This window comes from Micromonospora sp. DT15, assembly GCF_049841475.1.
Classification (GTDB): domain Bacteria; phylum Actinomycetota; class Actinomycetes; order Mycobacteriales; family Micromonosporaceae; genus Micromonospora.
On the sequence record NZ_JBNCKJ010000003.1, the window covers coordinates 205,118 to 222,624 of the forward strand.

17 protein-coding genes are annotated in these 17,507 nt (G+C 69.6%); 9 read left to right on the plus strand and 8 right to left on the minus strand.

Annotated features, from left to right (window positions below; all coding sequences use genetic code 11):
* Positions 1 to 338: 338 nt before the first annotated feature.
* A complete protein-coding gene (locus ACLQ3F_RS08485) occupies positions 339 to 3,524 on the plus strand; it encodes a penicillin acylase family protein (protein ID WP_425847599.1) in 3,186 nt (1,061 codons plus the stop codon).
* Positions 3,525 to 3,617: 93 nt separating this feature from the next.
* On the opposite strand, the gene ACLQ3F_RS08490 is transcribed toward ACLQ3F_RS08485, so the two are convergent.
* Together ACLQ3F_RS08490 and msrA are read right to left on the minus strand one after the other, a co-directional pair.
* Complete coding sequence (locus ACLQ3F_RS08490) at positions 3,618 to 4,265, minus strand: TetR/AcrR family transcriptional regulator (protein ID WP_425847600.1); 648 nt, start codon at positions 4,263 to 4,265, stop codon at positions 3,618 to 3,620.
* A gap of 176 nt (positions 4,266 to 4,441) precedes the next feature.
* Positions 4,442 to 4,948 carry a peptide-methionine (S)-S-oxide reductase MsrA gene (gene msrA, locus ACLQ3F_RS08495; protein ID WP_425847602.1) on the minus strand — a complete coding sequence of 169 codons (507 nt, stop codon included), beginning with the start codon at positions 4,946 to 4,948 and terminating at the stop codon, positions 4,442 to 4,444.
* Here msrA and ACLQ3F_RS08500 point away from each other — a divergent pair.
* On the plus strand, positions 4,941 to 5,228 hold the full coding sequence (locus tag ACLQ3F_RS08500) for a hypothetical protein (RefSeq protein WP_425847604.1): 288 nt from the start codon (positions 4,941 to 4,943) through the stop codon (positions 5,226 to 5,228). The two genes, msrA and ACLQ3F_RS08500, sit on opposite strands and share 8 nt — an antisense overlap.
* 4 nt (positions 5,229 to 5,232) lie before the next feature.
* On the opposite strand, the gene ACLQ3F_RS08505 is transcribed toward ACLQ3F_RS08500, so the two are convergent.
* Together ACLQ3F_RS08505 and ACLQ3F_RS08510 are read right to left on the minus strand one after the other, a co-directional pair.
* Positions 5,233 to 6,348, minus strand: coding sequence for a hypothetical protein (locus ACLQ3F_RS08505; RefSeq protein WP_425847605.1), 1,116 nt, complete (start codon positions 6,346 to 6,348; stop codon positions 5,233 to 5,235).
* A gap of 218 nt (positions 6,349 to 6,566) precedes the next feature.
* The gene (locus ACLQ3F_RS08510) at positions 6,567 to 7,541 is read right to left on the minus strand and encodes a zinc-dependent alcohol dehydrogenase family protein (protein WP_425847607.1); all 975 of its coding nucleotides are present in this window, start codon (positions 7,539 to 7,541) and stop codon (positions 6,567 to 6,569) included.
* 81 nt (positions 7,542 to 7,622) lie between these two features.
* On the opposite strand from ACLQ3F_RS08510, the gene ACLQ3F_RS08515 reads away from it, so the two are divergent.
* Together ACLQ3F_RS08515 and ACLQ3F_RS08520 are read left to right on the plus strand one after the other, a co-directional pair.
* Positions 7,623 to 8,192 carry a TetR/AcrR family transcriptional regulator gene (locus tag ACLQ3F_RS08515; RefSeq protein WP_357207509.1) on the plus strand — a complete coding sequence of 190 codons (570 nt, stop codon included), beginning with the start codon at positions 7,623 to 7,625 and terminating at the stop codon, positions 8,190 to 8,192.
* Between the two features lie 36 nt (positions 8,193 to 8,228).
* A complete protein-coding gene (locus tag ACLQ3F_RS08520) occupies positions 8,229 to 8,498 on the plus strand; it encodes a hypothetical protein (RefSeq protein ID WP_357207513.1) in 270 nt (89 codons plus the stop codon).
* 85 nt (positions 8,499 to 8,583) lie between these two features.
* Here ACLQ3F_RS08520 and ACLQ3F_RS08525 read toward each other — a convergent pair whose 3' ends face one another.
* Both ACLQ3F_RS08525 and ACLQ3F_RS08530 read right to left on the minus strand, forming a co-directional pair.
* Positions 8,584 to 9,795, minus strand: coding sequence for an esterase-like activity of phytase family protein (locus ACLQ3F_RS08525; protein ID WP_425847610.1), 1,212 nt, complete (start codon positions 9,793 to 9,795; stop codon positions 8,584 to 8,586).
* Between the two features lie 191 nt (positions 9,796 to 9,986).
* Positions 9,987 to 11,297, minus strand: a complete 1,311-nt coding sequence (locus ACLQ3F_RS08530; protein WP_425847612.1) for a carbohydrate-binding protein — start codon at positions 11,295 to 11,297, stop codon at positions 9,987 to 9,989.
* Positions 11,298 to 11,598: 301 nt separating this feature from the next.
* On the opposite strand from ACLQ3F_RS08530, the gene ACLQ3F_RS08535 reads away from it, so the two are divergent.
* Positions 11,599 to 12,465, plus strand: a complete 867-nt coding sequence (locus tag ACLQ3F_RS08535) for an alpha/beta hydrolase (RefSeq protein WP_425847614.1) — start codon at positions 11,599 to 11,601, stop codon at positions 12,463 to 12,465.
* A gap of 107 nt (positions 12,466 to 12,572) precedes the next feature.
* On the opposite strand, the gene ACLQ3F_RS08540 is transcribed toward ACLQ3F_RS08535, so the two are convergent.
* Positions 12,573 to 12,851: an alpha/beta fold hydrolase gene (locus ACLQ3F_RS08540; protein WP_425847615.1), complete on the minus strand. Its 279-nt coding sequence runs from the start codon at positions 12,849 to 12,851 to the stop codon at positions 12,573 to 12,575.
* Positions 12,852 to 13,012: 161 nt separating this feature from the next.
* Here ACLQ3F_RS08540 and ACLQ3F_RS08545 point away from each other — a divergent pair, with 161 nt between their 5' ends.
* From ACLQ3F_RS08545 to ACLQ3F_RS08555, 3 genes are read left to right on the plus strand one after another with little or no spacing between them, the layout of a single operon-like run.
* Positions 13,013 to 13,279 (plus strand): hypothetical protein, encoded by a 267-nt coding sequence (locus ACLQ3F_RS08545; RefSeq protein ID WP_425847617.1) that lies wholly within the window; start codon positions 13,013 to 13,015, stop codon positions 13,277 to 13,279.
* A gap of 53 nt (positions 13,280 to 13,332) precedes the next feature.
* Positions 13,333 to 13,887 (plus strand): response regulator transcription factor, encoded by a 555-nt coding sequence (locus tag ACLQ3F_RS08550; RefSeq protein WP_425847619.1) that lies wholly within the window; start codon positions 13,333 to 13,335, stop codon positions 13,885 to 13,887.
* 35 nt (positions 13,888 to 13,922) lie between these two features.
* Positions 13,923 to 15,008: a branched-chain amino acid aminotransferase gene (locus ACLQ3F_RS08555; RefSeq protein WP_425847620.1), complete on the plus strand. Its 1,086-nt coding sequence runs from the start codon at positions 13,923 to 13,925 to the stop codon at positions 15,006 to 15,008.
* Between the two features lie 33 nt (positions 15,009 to 15,041).
* On the opposite strand, the gene ACLQ3F_RS08560 is transcribed toward ACLQ3F_RS08555, so the two are convergent.
* A complete protein-coding gene (locus ACLQ3F_RS08560) occupies positions 15,042 to 16,271 on the minus strand; it encodes a PucR family transcriptional regulator (RefSeq protein WP_357207027.1) in 1,230 nt (409 codons plus the stop codon).
* A gap of 236 nt (positions 16,272 to 16,507) precedes the next feature.
* On the opposite strand from ACLQ3F_RS08560, the gene ACLQ3F_RS08565 reads away from it, so the two are divergent.
* Entirely contained in the window at positions 16,508 to 17,425 is a 918-nt protein-coding gene (locus tag ACLQ3F_RS08565) for a dihydrodipicolinate synthase family protein (protein ID WP_425847622.1), read from the plus strand.
* Positions 17,426 to 17,507 lie beyond the last annotated feature (82 nt).

Here is a 17,507-nt window from a genome sequence, read left to right on the forward strand (position 1 = left end):
GGTCCTCTCGTGAATGCGTCGGAGATGGATACCTCGTTGCACGGTAGGTCGGAACGGGTCGGCGAGGCCATTCATTTCGGTGCGGTGGCGGGGGAGTCGCCGGCCACTACCAAAGCCGTGATCCGGGAAGCCGGTGAGGGGAAATCGGCGAAACGTCGGCATTGGCGCGTGGTGAACGACGGGTATCCCGGACGGCGGTTCTGCGCCGATCATTGCTCGGAGATCGACACGAATGATTCTCACCTCCGGGTGGAACGCCCGGGCGCGGAGGGCGAGACGTCGGCACCGGTAGCCGGGCGAGACCGTACGGCCCGACTCCGCGTCCCCGGAGGATCGCCATGCCCCGTCCCGCTCTCCGTAACCGGCTCGCGGCGTTCACCGCCGCCGTCCTGACCGCGAGCGTCCTGACGGTGACCCCGCCGTCACCGGCGCTGGCCGCCACGACGTTCGCCGCCAACGACTACTGCCTCGGCCAGTGCGCCGACATCCTGCCCCCCGGGCAGAACGGCAACGCCACGCTGGTCGCCATCCTGGCCCACCAGGCGCTCGGCACCCGCCCGGCGCACTCCAGCGACCAGCTCGACGAGTACGCGAACCTGGTCTACAACTACGCCGGGCTGACCGACGAGCAGATCGCCCACTTCTACAACGACGCCTCGTTCGGTGTTCCGGCCGCACAGGTCGAGAGCACCGTCTCGCCGCGATCGGACGTCACCATCGTGCGGGACAAGGCCACCGGCGTCCCGCACGTCACCGGCACCACCCGCGCCGGCACCATGTTCGGCGCCGGCTACGCCGGAGCCCAGGACCGGCTCTGGGTGATGGATCTGCTGCGGCACGTCGGCCGTGGAAACGTCACCTCGTTCGCCGGCGGCGCGCCGGGCAACCGGGAGCTGGAGCAGAGCGTCTGGGCCAACTCGCCCTACACGGAGGCGGACCTCCAGGCCCAGGTGGACGCGCTGCGCACCAAGGGCGCCCGGGGTCAGCAGCTCTACACCGACGTGGTCGACTACATCGCCGGCATCAACGCCTACATCGACAAGTCGATCGCCGACGACAACTACCCGGGCGAGTACGTGCTCGCTGGCGCGGGCAAGCCCAAGCACTTCACGATGACCGACCTGATCGCCACCGCCGGTGTCATCGGCGGGCTCTTCGGCGGGGGCGGGGGCAGCGAGATCCAGTCCGCCCTGGTCCGGGTGGCCGCCCGCGCCAAGTACGGCGCCACCGAGGGCGACCGGGTGTGGGCGGCGTTCCGCTCGCAGAACGACCCGGAGACCGTGCTCACCCTGCACGACGGACAGAGCTTCCCGTACGGGGCGACGCCACCGGGCGCGACGAGCGCGGCGCTCCCCGACGCCGGATCGGTGGTCGCCGAACCCCTCGCGTACGACGCCACCGGCGGGGCAGCCGCCCGCACCGGTGCCAGCACCGCCACGAAGGAGCTGCTCGGCGGCCTGTCCAACCTGCGCGCGCACGGCATGTCCAACGCGGTGGTGGTCTCCGGACGGCACACCACCACGGGCAATCCCGTTGCCGTGTTCGGGCCGCAGACCGGCTACTTCGCCCCGCAACTGCTCATGCTCCAGGAGTTGCAGGGTCCGGGCATCAGCGCGCGTGGCGCGGCGTTCGCCGGGCTGAACCTCTACGTGCTGCTCGGCCGGGGCCAGGACTACGCGTGGAGTGCCACCTCCGCGTCCCAGGACCTCACCGACACGTACGCGGTGCCGCTGTGCACCACCGACGGCAGTGCCCCGACGCTGCGCACCAACCGCTACCTCTACCACGGGCAGTGCCTCGCCATGGAGGCGCTGGAGCAGCGCAACTCCTGGACCCCGACGCTGGCCGACTCCACCCCGGCCGGCTCGTACACGCTGCGCGCGTTGCGCACCAAGTACGGGCTGGTCTCCTATCGGGGCCTGGTGAACGGGCAGCCGACGGCGTTCACCAAACTGCGCTCGACCTACCGGCACGAGGCCGACTCGGCGATCGGCTTCCAGGCCTTCAACGACCCGTCGGCGATGGGCAGCGCGGCGGCCTTCCAGACGTCCGCAGCCGACGTGGGGTACGCGTTCAACTGGTTCTACGTCAACTCGACCGAGGCGGCGTACCTCAACTCCGGCGCGAACCCGGTCCGTCCGGCCACCGCCGACCCGAACCTGCCCACGAAGGCCGAGCCTGCGTACGAGTGGGCCGGCTGGAACCCGGACACCAACGACGCCACCTACATCCCGGCGTCGGCGCATCCGCAGTCGGTCAACCAGGACTACTACGTCAGCTGGAACAACAAGCAGGCGCGGGACTTCGGGGCGGCGGACGGCAACTTCAGCTTCGGCTCCGTACACCGGGCTCAGCTGCTCGACGGCCCGGTGCGCGCGGCGATCGCGCAGCGCAAGCTCGGTCGCGCCGACGTCGTGAAGATCATGGCGGATGCGGCGGTGACCGACCTGCGCGGCCAACAGGTCCTCGGTGATCTGCTGCGGGTGTTGGACAGCACGCCGGTCACCGATCCGGCGCTGGCCGACGCGGTGGGCAAGCTGCGCGCCTGGCAGCAGGCCGGGGTCCGCCGGGTGGAGACGTCCCCCGGCTCCAAGGTCTACCAGCACGCCGACGCCATCCGGATCTTCGACGCCTGGTGGCCGCTACTGGCCTCGGCGCAGTTCCGCCCCGGCCTCGGACCGGACCTCTACGCCTCGCTGGTCGACGCCATCGAGGTGAACGAGGCGCCGTCGGGCGGCCAGAACGGCGGGCGCGACGGCGCCGTGAACTGGGCGTTGCAGGGCCAGGCGCACAAGGGCTCGTCATTCCAGTACGGCTGGTGGGGCTACGTCGACAAGGACCTGCGTACCGTGCTCGGCGACCCGGTGGCCGGTGGGCTGGGCCGCGCGTACTGCGGCAACGGCAACCTCGGCGCATGCCGGCAGGCCCTGCTCGACGCGCTCGGTCAGGCCGCCGCGGTGCCGGCCACCACCGTCTACCCAGGGGACAAGTCCTGCGGGGCCGGCGACCAGTGGTGTGCCGACGCGATCGCCCACTCCGGGCTCGGCGGCATCACCCACCCGGTGATCGCCTGGCAGAACCGCCCCACCTACCAGCAGGTCGTCTCGTTCCCGGCGCGCCGGGGCGACGATGTCACCAACCTGGCGCAGGGCCGTCCGGCCACCGCGTCGAGCACCCAGTTCCTGACCGGCCACACGCCGGACAAGGCGGTCGACGGCAGCCTCGGCAGCCGGTGGGCGAGCAGCTACAACGACAACCAGTGGCTCCGGGTCGACCTCGGCGCGGCCCGCACCGTCAGCCGGGCCGTGCTGCGGTGGGAGGCCGCGCACGGCACCTCGTACCGGATCGAGGTCTCCGCCGACGGCAGCTCCTGGTCGCCGGTGTTCGCCACCACCACCGGCAACGGCGGCGTCGACAACGCCACCTTCGCCCCGGTCACCGCCCGCTACGTGCGGGTGTACGGGGTCAAGCGCGCCACCTCGTACGGGTTCTCGCTCTACGAATTCGAGCTGTACGGGAAGTGAGCCTGCCCGGAGGGGGCGGCGGAATCACGCGCCGCCTCCTCCGGTGCGTGGCATCACGGCCGACCGGCGTGCCGTCGGGTCAACAGAACGCGCTCACTGTCGGGACGGCTGCACGAGGAACGATCTGATGTGTTCCAGCGCCATGTCCACTGCGACTTCCATGGGTGCGACGTCGTGCGCGGCGTTCGCCAACAGGTAGCCGCCCTGTAGAGCGGCCATCAAACCCGTGGCCAACTTTTCCGGGTCGGCATCGTGGCGCAGCAGGCCGCTGTCGCGCATTCGGTGCAGACCATCACTGATCAGCTTTTCCCATGCCGCGAATGTCTCCGACACTGACGATCGAGCCTGCTCATCCTGATCAGACAGTTCGAGAGCCATTGACCCGAGACCGCACCCGTATCTGCCGTTGTTCAGCGAGTTGGCCTGGACCAGCGCGTTACGCCACCGGATCAGCCCTGAGAACGACCTCAGTCGTTGCAGCCCGGCGGTTTCCCGCTGAAGCACAAGCGCGCCCCGGTAGGTGACCAGGGCGCGCACCAGTTCCTGCTTGTCGGCGAAGTGGTGGTAGAGCTGGGACTTGCTCGTCTGGCTTGCCTCGCGGATGTCGTCGAGGGTCGTCGCGTTCACTCCGCGCACGAGCGTCAGCCGGTTCGCTGCATCGAGGATCCGCTCTCGCGTCGCGATGCCCCGCTGACTGATCCGCCGCCTGTTCGTCGGCGCAGTCACCTGCTCGTCGCTCATCTGTCAAGTGTATCCAGCGCTGATCTAGGTCAAGTTGGACTTCGGAGTCCAACAGGTGGACGTGTTCTGTTCGCTAGGCGAGCGGTGCGACCAGCACCAAATCATCGTTGGTGCGAGGTTGCCGGGACCATCCGGTCCCATACGGCGCGCGGACCGGGGGTCCGCGCGCCGAGGTGTCAGGCCGACGCCCGCTTCGGAAGCTTCCACCCGGGACGGGGGAAGTGGCAGGTGTACCCGTTCGGGTAGGTCTGCAGGTAGTTCTGGTGCTCAGGCTCGGCCTCCCAGAAGTCGCCTGCCGCGGTGACCTCGGTGACGACCTTGCCGGGCCACAGGCCCGAGGCGTCGACGTCGGCGATCGTGTCCTCGGCGACACGCTTCTGCCCGTCGCTGGTGTAGAAGATCGCCGAGCGGTAGCTGACGCCGATGTCGTTACCCTGGCGGTTCTTCGTCGACGGATCGTGGATCTGGAAGAAGAACTCGAGCAGCGCGCGGAAGTCGGTCTTGTCGGTGTCGTAGACGACCTCGATGGACTCCGCGTGGGTGCCGTGGTTGCGGTAGGTGGCGTTCGGGACGTCGCCGCCGCTGTAGCCGACGCGCGTGGACACGACGCCGGTCTGGCGGCGGAACAACTCCTCCATGCCCCAGAAGCAGCCTCCGGCGAGGATTGCCTTTTCGGTGTTCACGTCGTCTCCTTGCCTGTCGTCGTGCACCGCCGACCTGGACGACCTGCGCCGGGAAGCACGCCGGCTGGTCGAGTCCTCAGCGCTGTGGGATCGCGACCAGTGGGTGCTCCAGATGGTCGACTCCACCCCGCAGACGGTGGTCATCCAGGTGCAGGCTTCGGCCGCCGACGGCGCCAGCGCCTGGGACCTGCGCTGCGACCTGCGCGAGGGAATGCTTCGCTACCTTCGCGACCGCCATCCCCAGTGGCTGCCCCGCACCCGCAGTCAGTACCAGCCATGAACGATCAGACCCGCCCGCTCTTCTCATCCCGCCAGCCATCGGGCTGAGGGTGATAGCCGTATGCCGCGGCTCGAACCGTCTCCTCGTTCTCCAGCCCAGAGCCAATCGCGCCGCCGACGGTGGCCAGCGAGCTGGTGATCCAGGCGAGCGTCAGATAGTCGGTGAAGTGGACTGGCCGCTGCAAGGTCTGTTCCAACACGGTTGTGTCGACCAGCAGCGCCCCGACGAGCACCGTTCCCACGAACAACACCACGTAGGACAGCACCGTTGCCAGAGTGAGGGTGAGAATCGTACCCAGGTTGAACAGCCGTGCCAGCTCGCTCGGCGTCTCGCGGCTTGGCTTCTCCCACAGGTCGTGCGCGACGATCAGCCAGGCCACCAACGCTGTCAGCCCGAGCAGCATGATCACGGCAAGCCGGAGTCCGCCGAGCGCGTCGCCCATCTGCCAGATGGTGTCCGTGGTGAGCGCGAACGCGGCCGTGCCGAACGCGCCGACCAGCAGCTTCGACAGGCCCAGCAGGGCGCGCCCCGGACGGTTGGCGCGAACCATGCCGATCAACAGCCGTAGTCCGCCGATGAACCGCGAGGCGACGTAGCGCCGCTCACCGCTGTCGGTCTCGCCGACCACCCGGTGGATGGCGGGAACCCGGCTTGCCATCTTGGCCGGTGCCCAGACGGCCGGCGGCACCCGCTGGTCGGAGGCGTCGGTCAGCAGCCGGCTCACCAGATCCGGAACGGCTGCGCGGGCCGCTCGCAGCTGGTGCAGTCCCAGGGCGGGCAGGGACACCACAGCGACTCGACGCCGAGCGGAGGTCTGCACGACCAGCGGCACCCGCTCAGCATGCAGCGGCAGGTCGGTCAGGCAGATTGCGACGTCCCACTGGTCGTCGGCGCGCCGCTGGGCAAGATCATCAAGTAGTGCCTCAACGCCGCCGTCGCGGCGCGGCGCTACCGCTCCCCAGCCTTCCCGGACGGTCCACCGCACGTCCGCGTTGACCCGCTCGGCGAGCCCGCTGGTCAGTTCGGTGGTGAGCCGTGCGGCCACCCGGGCCGGATGATCCGGCGGGGTTGCCACGAGCCCGACGACGATCTCCGGGCGGTCCTGTGCACTCTGCGTCATCGGTGCTCCTCACCGGTAGCCGGGCTCGGCCGCTGGCCGCGAACGACACCGGGGGACCTACGCGCCGTCGCGGCAGCTCCCCGTGCCGGCTGAGGTAGCGGAAGCAGGCCACCGAGAGGAGCACCCGACCAGCCCGTACGGCGCCACCGCGACGCACTCGTCGAACCGGGCGCCCCGCCCACGCAGCCTAAGAGACCACCCCGGTTGGTGCAGCGGATTCAGTGGAAGGGGCTCACGGTCAGGACGATTCGTCCGAATACCTCGCCACCGTCCATCTTCTGGTGCGCCACCACCGCCCGCTCCAGCGGCAGAACCTCGTGCACCATGGTCTGGAGTTCCCCGCGAGCGGCGGCGGCGAACTGCTCCGTGCGTACGGCCTGTCGAGCGGCCGCCGTCACCGTCGCCGCGCTGAAGGTGGCGAACGACATCGACTTCTGGAACGCGGCCATCAACCTCGTCCCGAAGTCCGCTGGCGGTTGGCCGCCGACCGCCCCGACGGCCACGAGCCGGCCGTTGGGGTTGAGTCGGTCGAAGAACGCGGGCATGTCCGGGCCCGCGACGACGTCGATGATGACGTCGTAGCCGGTGGGAACGTCCGAACCCCCAGCCCCGGAGCGGTCCAGCACGTGGGTGGCACCGAGGCTGCGAAGCCGACGGCCGCGCTCAGGCGACGAGGTCGTGACAGCGACGGCGCTGGCACCACCGCTGACGGCGAGCTGCACCGCCATGATCCCGATACTGCCGGCCGCGCCACGGACCAGGACCGTCTCGCCGGGCGAGAAGTGCGCGTGGGCGAGGCCGAAGTGAGCCACGACCCCGGAGCTGCCGAGCGTCACGGCGTCGACTGCGGAGAGGCCCGCCGGCAGGGACAGAACCTCAGCGATCGGGGCGGTTGCCTGCTCGGCGTAGCCGCCGCCCGTACCGGTGAAGGCCCAGACGCGTTGCCCGATCCACGCGGGGTCGACGCCGTCGCCCACGGCCGTGATCGTGCCGGCAACCTCGCCGCCCGGAATGTGACCCTCGCGGGAGCCGTACGCGGCCAGAGCGCCGCTTCGGATCAGGACGTCGGCGCCAGCCACACCGGCCGCCTCAATGGTGATCAACGCCTGCCCCGGAGCGGGCACCGGGACAGGAAGGTCGACGACCGTCAGCCCACGGGGATCGCCGAACTCCCTGATCATTACTGCCTTCACTGTTCGTCACCCTTCCCACGTCAGTCCTGCGGACGCCCGAACGGTAGTGGACGCATGCGTCCGTTTAGCTAGAGTGAGAGAGTGGGTGGCCATTTGACTCAGAACCTGCGGTCGGACGCGCTGGACAACCGTGAGCGCATCCTCGACACCGCCCGGGCGGTTTTCGCCGCCGAAGGCATGGACGTGCCGATGCGTGAGATAGCCCGACGCGCCGGAGTCGGCCCCGCCACCCTCTACCGCCGATTCCCCACCAAGCAGGCGTTGGCCACGGAGGCGTTCGCGGATCAGATGAACGCGTGCGTCGCCGTCGTCGACGAAGGGCTCACCGACCCTGACCCCTGGCGCGGCCTGTGTCTCGTGATCGAACAACTGTGTGAGCTGCAAGCCCGAAGCCGAGGCTTCACCGCGGCGTTCACCTCGGCATTTCCCCACGCCGTGGACCTCGCCGCGAAGCGCGAAGCCGCCCTCGCCTCGCTGGCCGAACTGATGCGCCGGGCCAAGGGCACCGGCCACCTGCGGCCTGACGTGGGCCTGGACGATCTGGTTCTCATGCTGATGGCCAACGGTGGCCTGTACGCCACCTCGACGAACGCGCGGGCTGCCGCCTCTCGGCGCTTCGCCGCGCTCACGATCGAGGCGTTTCGCACCTGATCGGCACCCGGCTGGCGGCACGCGGACAATGGGGCGATGAAGCGAGAAGTGAACCTGATGCGGTTGACCGGAACGCGTGCCGACGGCGCGGTGGCGACGGGCGCGGCGGCTACCGGCGCGCGGGCTGCGGGCGCGGCGTCGGTCGGTGCCCTCGCCGTGGGGGCGCTGGCCGTCGGGGCCGTGGCCGTCGGGGCGCTGGTCATCGGGCGGCTGGTGATCCGCCGGGCGGTCGTGCGGGAGTTGCGGGTCGGCCGGTTGGAGATCGACGAGTTGGTGGTGCACAGCCGACCCACTGCTGAGGCATGAGCCACGCGACATCATTCGGTGCGCGCTCGGGCCGCCCGGGACGGGGTGGACAGCCTGCCGGTCTGCCCACCCCGCTGAGAGCGGCTCAGTAGCGACGCAGGATGCGCTTGTCCGCGTCCAGGTGGCGGTCGAGTTTGATCACGATGAACTCGTTGTTGTCCGCCTGGCCGGCCGTCCGGCCCGCCGACGACGGGAAGTTGTTGTCATTCAGGACGGCGAGCGTGCGGTCGTCGAGGATCACCACGTCCTCGATCGTCTGGAACGGGAACGTGAACGGGTCACCGAACCCACCGACGTGGCGAGGGTTGGCGATTGCCATCAGGTCGGCGACCAGCGTCTTGTCGAGCAGTCCGTCGTGGTTCCGGTCGCGCTTGTCGGCGAGATAGATCTTCTTGACCTGTGCCGTCTCGCCCTGGCCGTTGTCGCGCTCGATGATCAGGAAGCGGTCGCGATCGACCATGATGGCGTCACCGATCGCGTGAGCGGGAGAGTCGAGCGCGTAGGCCCAGCGTCGGCCGGTGTAGGCGTTGGTCCGGGTGTCGAACTCGTTGAGCCGGAGGGTGCCGGCCGGATCACCAGTGGTCGTGCCCTCAAGCAGCGGATAGAGCGTGCGACCGTCTGGCGACTGGGCCATGCCCTCGAAGCCCTTGCTGCTGGCGAGGTTGGCCGGGGTCGTGCCGCGGCCCGGGTTCTCGGGGGCGAAAACCCCGGGCAGCGGCACCGGCGCCTGTAGCAAGCGGCCCGCCCGGTCGAATTGCAGCAGGTACGGACCGAATTCGTCACCGACCCAGTACGTGCCATCCGCCGTCCGGGTGATCGACTCGACGTCGAAGTCGGCTCCGGTGAGCACGCGGTCGGCACGAGTGAGCGGGAATGGCACCTTGCCGTACGGGTCGGTCAGGTTGATGCCACCGAGCACGTCCACGGCGCCGCTGCCAAAGTCGGGCGCTACCCGCTGAACACGCAGCACGAAGTCGGCACTGTTGGCCTTGTTGCCGAAGCCGTTGTCGGACAGCACGTCGAAGGTGCCGTCGGTGTTGCGCAGGACGCCGCTGAACCCCTGGATCGGTTGGTCGGCGAACGGCGGGGTGATCCCGTTGATGGGGGCACTGCCGAGCGACGAGCCGGACGGTTCGCTGCCGGGAACGAAGGTTGCCGCTGGCAACGCGGCGAACGACAACAACTCCGCCTGGTCCCACGTGTTCCGCTCGGCCGCCGCCGCGGTCGCGGCGCCCGGCAGCGTCAGGGTCAGCGCGACCGCCGCAGCAGTCAGGCCCACCCGCTTGCTTACTGCCATCAATCCTCATCTCTCCAGGTACGAGCAGAGCGTTCTCGGTCCGCTGGCACCGTAGAGCGATGCGGTGAACTCGAACTGGCCACAGGGGAATGTCCGCTTAAACCGCCGGCGGATGCCGCACGGTTGTCAGCCGCGCCGGGCCTCCCGCCTGCCGACGTACGGCTGGCGGGAGGCCCGGCGTCGGTCAGCCGTCAGCGGCCCTGCAAGCGCTTCACGTTGTCGCCGAAGGTCCACCCCTTCGACCCGTCCCAGTTCGCCGACCAGGTCATCAGGCCCTTGAGGCCGGGTACGGAGTTCCACGCCTGGGTGACCAACGACGCCGACAGGTGGCCGCCGCCGGCCCCGATCTGCGCGGGCAGGCCCGGGACCTGCTTGTCGTACGGCACCCGGATGGTGGTGCCCTGGATGGTGAGCCCGTTGTTCAGGCACTGGGTCTGCACCGTGAAGCCCTGCACGCTGCCCGCCGGGTACGAGTCGCCGGCGCAGCCGTACATGCTGCCGTTGTAGTACTGCATGTTCAACCACCAGAGCCGGCCGTTGTCCACGTACTTCTTGATGATCGGCAGGTACGAGCCCCAGATCGAGCCGTAGACCACGCTGCCGCCGGTGACGTAGGCCGTCTCCGGAGCCATGGTCAGGCCGAAGTTCGACGGCATCCGGGCCAGCACGCCGTCGATGATCCGGATCAGGTTGGCCTGCGACGTGGACAGGGTGTTGATGTTGCCGCTGCCGGTCAGGCCGGTCTCGATGTCGATGTCGATGCCGTCGAAGTGGTAGGCCGTCAGGATCGGCACGATCGTCGCGATGAACCGGTCGGCGACCGCGCTGGAGCTCAGGTCGATGCCCGCTGCGGCCCCGCCGATCGACATCAGGATGGTGGCGCCGGCGGCTTTGGCCTGGCACATCTCGGCCGGGGTGGCAACCTTCACGCCGGCGTCCATGCCGTTCTCCCAGAGGACCGTGCCGTCCGAGCGGATCACCGGGAACGCCGCGTTGATCACGTTGTAGCCGTGCTGGTTGAGCCGACTGTCGGTGATCGGGATCCAGCCGAGGCCGGGGTGCACGCCGTTGGAGGCCCCATCCCAGTTCTCCCAGTAGCCCTGCAGCACCTTGCCGGTGGGCCGCGACTTCACCGCGCAGGTCCCACCGGTGGGTGGTGGCGTGGTGGGGGGAGGTGTGGTCGGTGGTGGCGTGGTGGGCGGCGGAGTGGTCCCCGAGCACGCGCCGAGGTCACGCCAGAGCGATGGAGTCGAGGCGGGGTTCCAGCCGGCGCCGGGGTGCGCGGTGTGGGTGACCAGCGCCTGGTAGAGCCGGCCGCCGTAGGTGACCTGGGCGCCCGCCTGGTAGGTGGGTCCTTCGGCCCAGGTGGGGGCGGTGCAGGCGACCATCGGAACGGCGCTGGCCGAGGGTACGGCCGCCATGCTGCTGGGGACGAAGGCGACGGCGGCCGTGACGGTCATCGCCGCCCCGGCCACCGCTGCGAAAATCCGACGTCTTCTCATTGCTCACTCCCCAGGCTTCGACGACCCGCGACCTCCACATATTGACGTTCGTGACGCTTAATATCAAGGGTTGTTTACAGATAACGGGAAGTTGGGGGAGCGGTCGGCAGGAGGGGAGGTCATGAGCCCGTTTGGTGGCGTGTCCTCCCGCCAGGTGAAAGTTGAGTTATTTTCCTTTTCTGTCCGAGATTCGCGGTTGGCGTGAATACGGTGAGGTGGGGCGATCAGGCACGTCATCGCGTCAGCGGCTGCGCACATCTGCCCGCGTTCGGAAACCACAGACCAGCGAGGGAGAAGAGACATGCTCGGTATCTCGCTACGTCGGCCGAAGACCATCGCCGCAACGCTCGCCGCCGCGACGCTGGTGACGGTGCTCGGCTCAGCCGCCCCAGGCGTGTCCGCGGACGGTGGTGCGCGACCAACCCCGGACGAGGGGCATCGCACCAGACCAACCATCGTCCTGGTGCATGGCGCCTGGGCGGACGGTTCGAGCTGGAGTGGGGAGGTCAAGAGACTCCAGGCACGTGGTTTCGATGTCCAGGTCGCGCCGCAACCCAACCGGGGGCCGTCGATCGACAGCGGCTACCTGAAGGACTTCCTGTCCACCATCGAAGGTCCCATCGTGATCGCCGCCCACTCCTATGGCGGTTTCGTGACGAGCGACGCCGCGACCGGCAACAAGAACGTCAAGGCACTCGTGTTCGTCGACGCCTTCGCCCCGGACGAGGGGGAGACCGTGGAAGAGCTCACCGCGGGTTCCGGCTCGATTCTCGAACCGGCCCTGACCGACCCCACGAGCGTCTTCAAGCTCGTACCGTTCCCCGGCGCCCCGGAGGGCGCGGCCGACGCGTACGTCCTGCCGAAGGTGTTCATCCCCGGCTTCGCCAACGGTCTGCCCCGGCGGCAGGCGGAGGTGCTCGCCGTGACCCAGACCGCTCTGGCCACGAACGCGCTGGGTGTGCCGGCCACCGAGCCGGCGTGGAAGACGATCCCGGTGTGGGCGGTCATCGGCACCGAGGACCGGGTCATCCCGCCGGCCCGCCAGGAAGAGATGATGAAGCGGGCGGGCGCCGACATCACCCGGATCGACGCCGGTCACCTGGGCCTGATCTCGCATCCCGGCGAGGTCACCGAGGTCATCCTGGAGGCGGCCCGGACGACCGCCTGACGGTCTCCTGAGCCCGGCAGCACCGTGAGCCGGGTGGCGGAAAGGCCGGCCGTGGCATCGCGGTGAGCGATGCCACGGCCGGCCGACGTGTCGGTCGGGCCGTCGTGTCAGTCGGTCGCCTTGGCGGCGGCCTCGATCTGGTTGGTGACCGCGCCCGCGTCGGTGACCATGGATAGGTGAGGCGCGTTGATCTCGATCGTGTGCGCCTTGGCCCTCCTGGACATCGCGACCTGCTGAGCGGCGGGGATGACGGCGTCCTGCTTGCCGACCACAGACCACGAGGGGATGGTGAGCCAGGCCGGCTCCTTGGACTCCTCGACCAGGGCATTGAAGGCCAGCGGACGCTGCCGGGAGGCAGGAACTGCTCGCCGTCTCGCTGCTGACACTCACGAGAGCGCTCCTGGGGTCCGACCGGTTCGAGGCCGGCACACGGCTCGCTGACGAAGGGCTGGCCATTGCCGTCGCGCAGCACCTCGATCACCTGAAGATCTACTGCGCGCAGCTCATCGCCGAGTCCTCCTGGAAACTCGGCCGCCTCGAACAAGCGGTGAAGGTGTCGGAGTGGGGATTGGCGGAAGGCGTCTGTGAGTCGGACGGACCCCGGTGTGCCGTCGCGGCGATCCTCGCGCGGGCCGCATTCGATCTGGGCGACCTGGTGCGCGCGGAACGGGGGTGCCAGCAGTTCGAGAACCTGATCGCCGACAACGGCTTCCGGGAACTCATCGAGTTCGCCGGCATGGAGCAGGCCGAGACATATCGAACAATGGTCGCATATGTCCGGGCCCGCTTGAGCTTGATGAGGGGCGCGTCCTGAGCGCATAGGGCGAGCACTCAGTCTGCACTCGTCGTGCACCGCGGTGCGATCGGATGGTCGTCGAGACCCCGAACCCTCGCCCGAGGAGCACCATGCACCGCGTCGTAGCCGAGCCTGCCCGAGTCCTTCCCGATGCGGTACTGACCCCGCGGCAGGAACAGATCGCCCTACTGGTGGCGGCCGGCTCCACAAATTCCGAGGTCGCGACGAACCTGGTCATCAGCACCCACACTGTCAAACATCACCTACGCGGAGTGTTCCACCGGCTCGGCGTCGCATCCCGCCGCGAACTGCGCAGCAGGCTGGCCGGCCACGACACGACCAACCACTTCACCCAGAGCCGCTGCCTGACCAGTCAGGAGCGGGACATCGCGCGGCGGGTCTCGGACGGTGCCTCCAACCGGGAGGTGGCGGCACAGATGTTCATCAGCCCGAGCACCGTGGACTATCACCTACGCAAAATCTTCCGCAAGCTCGGCATCGCCTCGCGCCGCGAGCTGGCGAGACGACGGGACGCACGCGCCGCGCCCCGAGCGGATGGCGCACCGTCGGTATTCTGCACCCGTCATCCGACAACCTCCCCTGCGTGTTCGTGCTCGGTGACCTGAGCGCCCAGGGATGCGGCCCCTGAGAGGACCCGGCGATGAGCCTGTCGTTCCCGTTGCACCAGAATCCGAGCCCGGCGAGCGCGCAGCGGCGAGCCGAGGTCATGGCCAATCCGGGGTTCGGCACGTACTTCACCGACCACATGGCACGGGCGGTGTGGAGGCCCGACGGCGGCTGGCAGGACTCCGAGATCATCCCCTTCGGTCCGATCCTCATGCACCCCGCGGCGGCCGTCCTGCACTACGCCCAGGAGATCTTCGAGGGCATGAAGGCGTACCGGCACCGAGACGGCTCGATCTGGTCGTTCCGGCCGCACGCCAACGGCGAGCGCTTCGCCCGGTCCGCCCGGCGGCTGGCACTGCCCGAGCTGCCGGTGCCGGACTTCATGGCCTCGGTCGAGGGACTGGTCCGTGCGGATCAGGTGTGGGTGCCGGACGAAGACGAATACAGCGTCTACCTGCGGCCGTTCATGTTCGGCTCCGAGCCGTTCCTGGGGGTTCGCCCGGCGAAGGAGATCACCTACATGGTGATCGCCTGCCCCGTCGGCGCGTACTTCTCCGGTGGCGTCAAGCCGGTCTCCATCTGGCTCTCCACCGAGTACACCCGGGCGGCGCGGGGCGGCACGGGCGAGGCGAAGTGCGGCGGCAACTACGCCTCCAGCCTGGCGCCGATGGTCGAGGCCGCCGAGCACGGCTGTGAGCAGGTCTGTTTCCTGGACGCCGCCGAGGGCCGCTACGTGGAGGAGCTCGGCGGCATGAACCTCTACTTCATCACTGCCGACGGACGGATAGTCACCCCGGCACTCGGCACGATCCTCGAGGGCGTCACCCGGGCGTCGATCCTCGTCCTCGCCAAGGATCTGGGCCTGGAGGTCGAGGAGCGCCCGGTGGAGATCAGGGAATGGCAGGAGGGTGTGGCCTCCGGCGCGATCACCGAGGTCTTCGCATGTGGCACCGGCGCCGTGGTCACGCCGGTCGGGCGCCTGGTCTGGGAGGGTGGCGAGGTGACGGCCCCGAAGGCCGGCGCCGAGGACTCGGTGACCATGCGGCTGCGCCGCCACCTGCTCGACATCCAGTACGGTCGGGCCGCCGACCCGTACGGGTGGATGACCCGCCTCGTCTGACGAGGAACGCCGGAGACCGTCCGGGCGGCGGCGTCACGGCGTGCGGTAGTGGCCGGTGAGCCGACCGAGCTTCATGGCCAGGTGCAGGCACAGCCGTTCGTTGCCGTCCTTGAGGTCGGTCCCGGCGAGCTGTTCCACCCGTTGCAGCCGGTAGTAGAGGGTCGTCCGGTGCAAGCGGAGCTTCTCGGCGGTGGCGTGCGCGTTGCCCGCCAGGTCCAGGTAGGCCTCCAGGGTCTCCAGCAGCACCTGGTGGGCATCGTCGCGCAGCAACCGCTCCAGCCCGGGATGGACGCCCGCGACGGCGAGGTGCTGAGTGTCCAGTTGTGACAGCACCCGATAGATGCCAAGCCCGGCCCAGGAGACCACCCCGCCCAGCGCGGGCAGTTGCGTGCCGACCCGGGCGGCCTGTGCGGCCTCCTGGTAGGACTCCACAGCGTCGGACAGCCCGGCACGAGGCTGGCCGATCCCGGTCACCGTCCGGTCCACCGAGGCCAGGCCCCGGGTCGCGGTGCCCAGCGCGTCGTTGAGGTGCCCGGCGGAGGCTTCCGGCGAGGGTCGGCCGGCGACCCGGTCGCCGCAGACCAGCAGTACCCCGTGGTCGTGCCAGACCAGGTGCAGCGTCTCCCGCACGCCGATCCAGCGGCGGGTGTTGACCAGAGCCTGTTCCAGGGCGATCCGGGCCACCTCGTCGGGCTGCCGCCCGGCGGCCGGCACGAGCTGGGCGACGAGCGCGACAGTCGACCCGTCGGCGACGACCACGCCCTCCTCCAGCAGCGCCCGCGCCGCGTGCTCGCGCGCCTGCCGGCTCTCCACCAGCAGGGTGCGGGTGGCCTCGGTCTCCCGCTGTGAGGCGAGCTCACCGAGCAGGTTCTCCCGGTACAGGGCCAGCGACAGGTCGGCGAAGGGGCCGGTCGCGGTGGCGATGTCGGCATCGGTCATCGAACCGTCCGCGTCGATGAACCAGACGAACCCGAGCAGCAGGTCGTCGTGCCGGATCGGCACGCACACCCTTGCCAGCAGGTCCAGTTCGGCGCACGCGGGGGTGCGGATCGGCACGTGAGCCGTGAGCACGCCCATGTCCCGGAACCAGGCAATCACCTCCGGCGTCGTCTGCCGGCGCAGGATCGACGTCCGCCGGACATCGTCCATGGGACCGTCGTGCTCGCTGTAGGCGACCACCCGCTGTCGGCGATCCTCGATGAGGGCGGGTCGCCCCACCCGGGCGGCGACGGCGTCGACGATTCGCTGGAGCTCACCGTGCATATAACTCCCCTGGTTGCGCTGCGTGACAGGGATCGCGCGACCGCCAGTCCTTACCCTCCGGTGCCGATGGGTCATCGCGCAAGGTCCACTGTCGAAGTCACGACAAAAAGACGGGCGGTGACGCGGCTGTTCCGGCATCTGTCCGAAGACCGCGGCGGCGGACGTTCCTATGGTTCCGGTACGGATCGCCTCGGCGCCGCCACACCTGGCGGTACCGGCGGAGAGGGGGCTTGCGAGTGGGAACTGGTAGGCCCTGGCGGGGCGTGTTGGTCTCCATCACCACGCCGTTCCGCGCCGACCTGTCGGTCGACGTCGACAAGCTCCAGGAACACGTCCGCTGGCTCGCTGCCGAGGGGTGCCACGGGGTCGCGCCGTGCGCGTCGGTGGGGGAGTACCGGGCTCTCACCGACGACGAGCGGGCCGCCGTGGTTCAGGCGACGGTGCAGGCCGCGCCGCCCGGCTGCGCGGTGGTGCCCGGCGTCGGTGGCTACGGCAGCAGACAGGCCCGCCGCTGGACGGAGCAGGCCGCCGAGGCCGGTGCCCACGGCGTGCTGGCGCGGCCACCTGAAGGGCCCGCTGCCCGCCCCGCCGACGTGGTCGCCCACTATCGGGAGGTGGCGGCGGTCGGCCTGCCGGTGGTCGCGCACAACGAGCCGTCCGACACCCGGCTGGACCTCACACCGGACCTGCTGGCGACCGTAGCCGAGATCGACGGGATCGTCGCGGTCAAGGAGGTCACCGGCGACGTACGCAGATTGCATCGCCTGCGGGACCTCTGCCCCCACGTCGACGTGCTGGTCGGCGCCGACGACGTGGTGCTCGAGTTGGTGCTGTGCGGCGCCACCGGCTGGGTCGCCACCCTGCCCAACGCGCTGCCCCGCCAGGCCGTGCGCCTGTACGAGCTGTGCGTCGCCCGCGACCTGGGCCGGGCGCTGCCGCTCTACGCCGAACTGCACCCGATCCTCGGTTGGTCCTCCCGGCCCGAGTCGGTGCAGGCCGTCAAGCTCGCCATGGAGTGCGCCGGACGGTTCGGTGGGCGGTGCCGCCCGCCGCGCGGACCCCTGTCCGAGGCAGCCGCCGACCGGGTACGCCGGGACGTGCGGAGGGCCCTGGCGGCGACCACCGAACCGGCCTCGGGAGCCTCCCCTGGCTGAGCCGTCGGGGGCGTCGGTCCTTCAGGTGTCGGAAGTGGCCGGCTCACCTGCCGACATCTGCACGGTGACCGGCACCGACCCG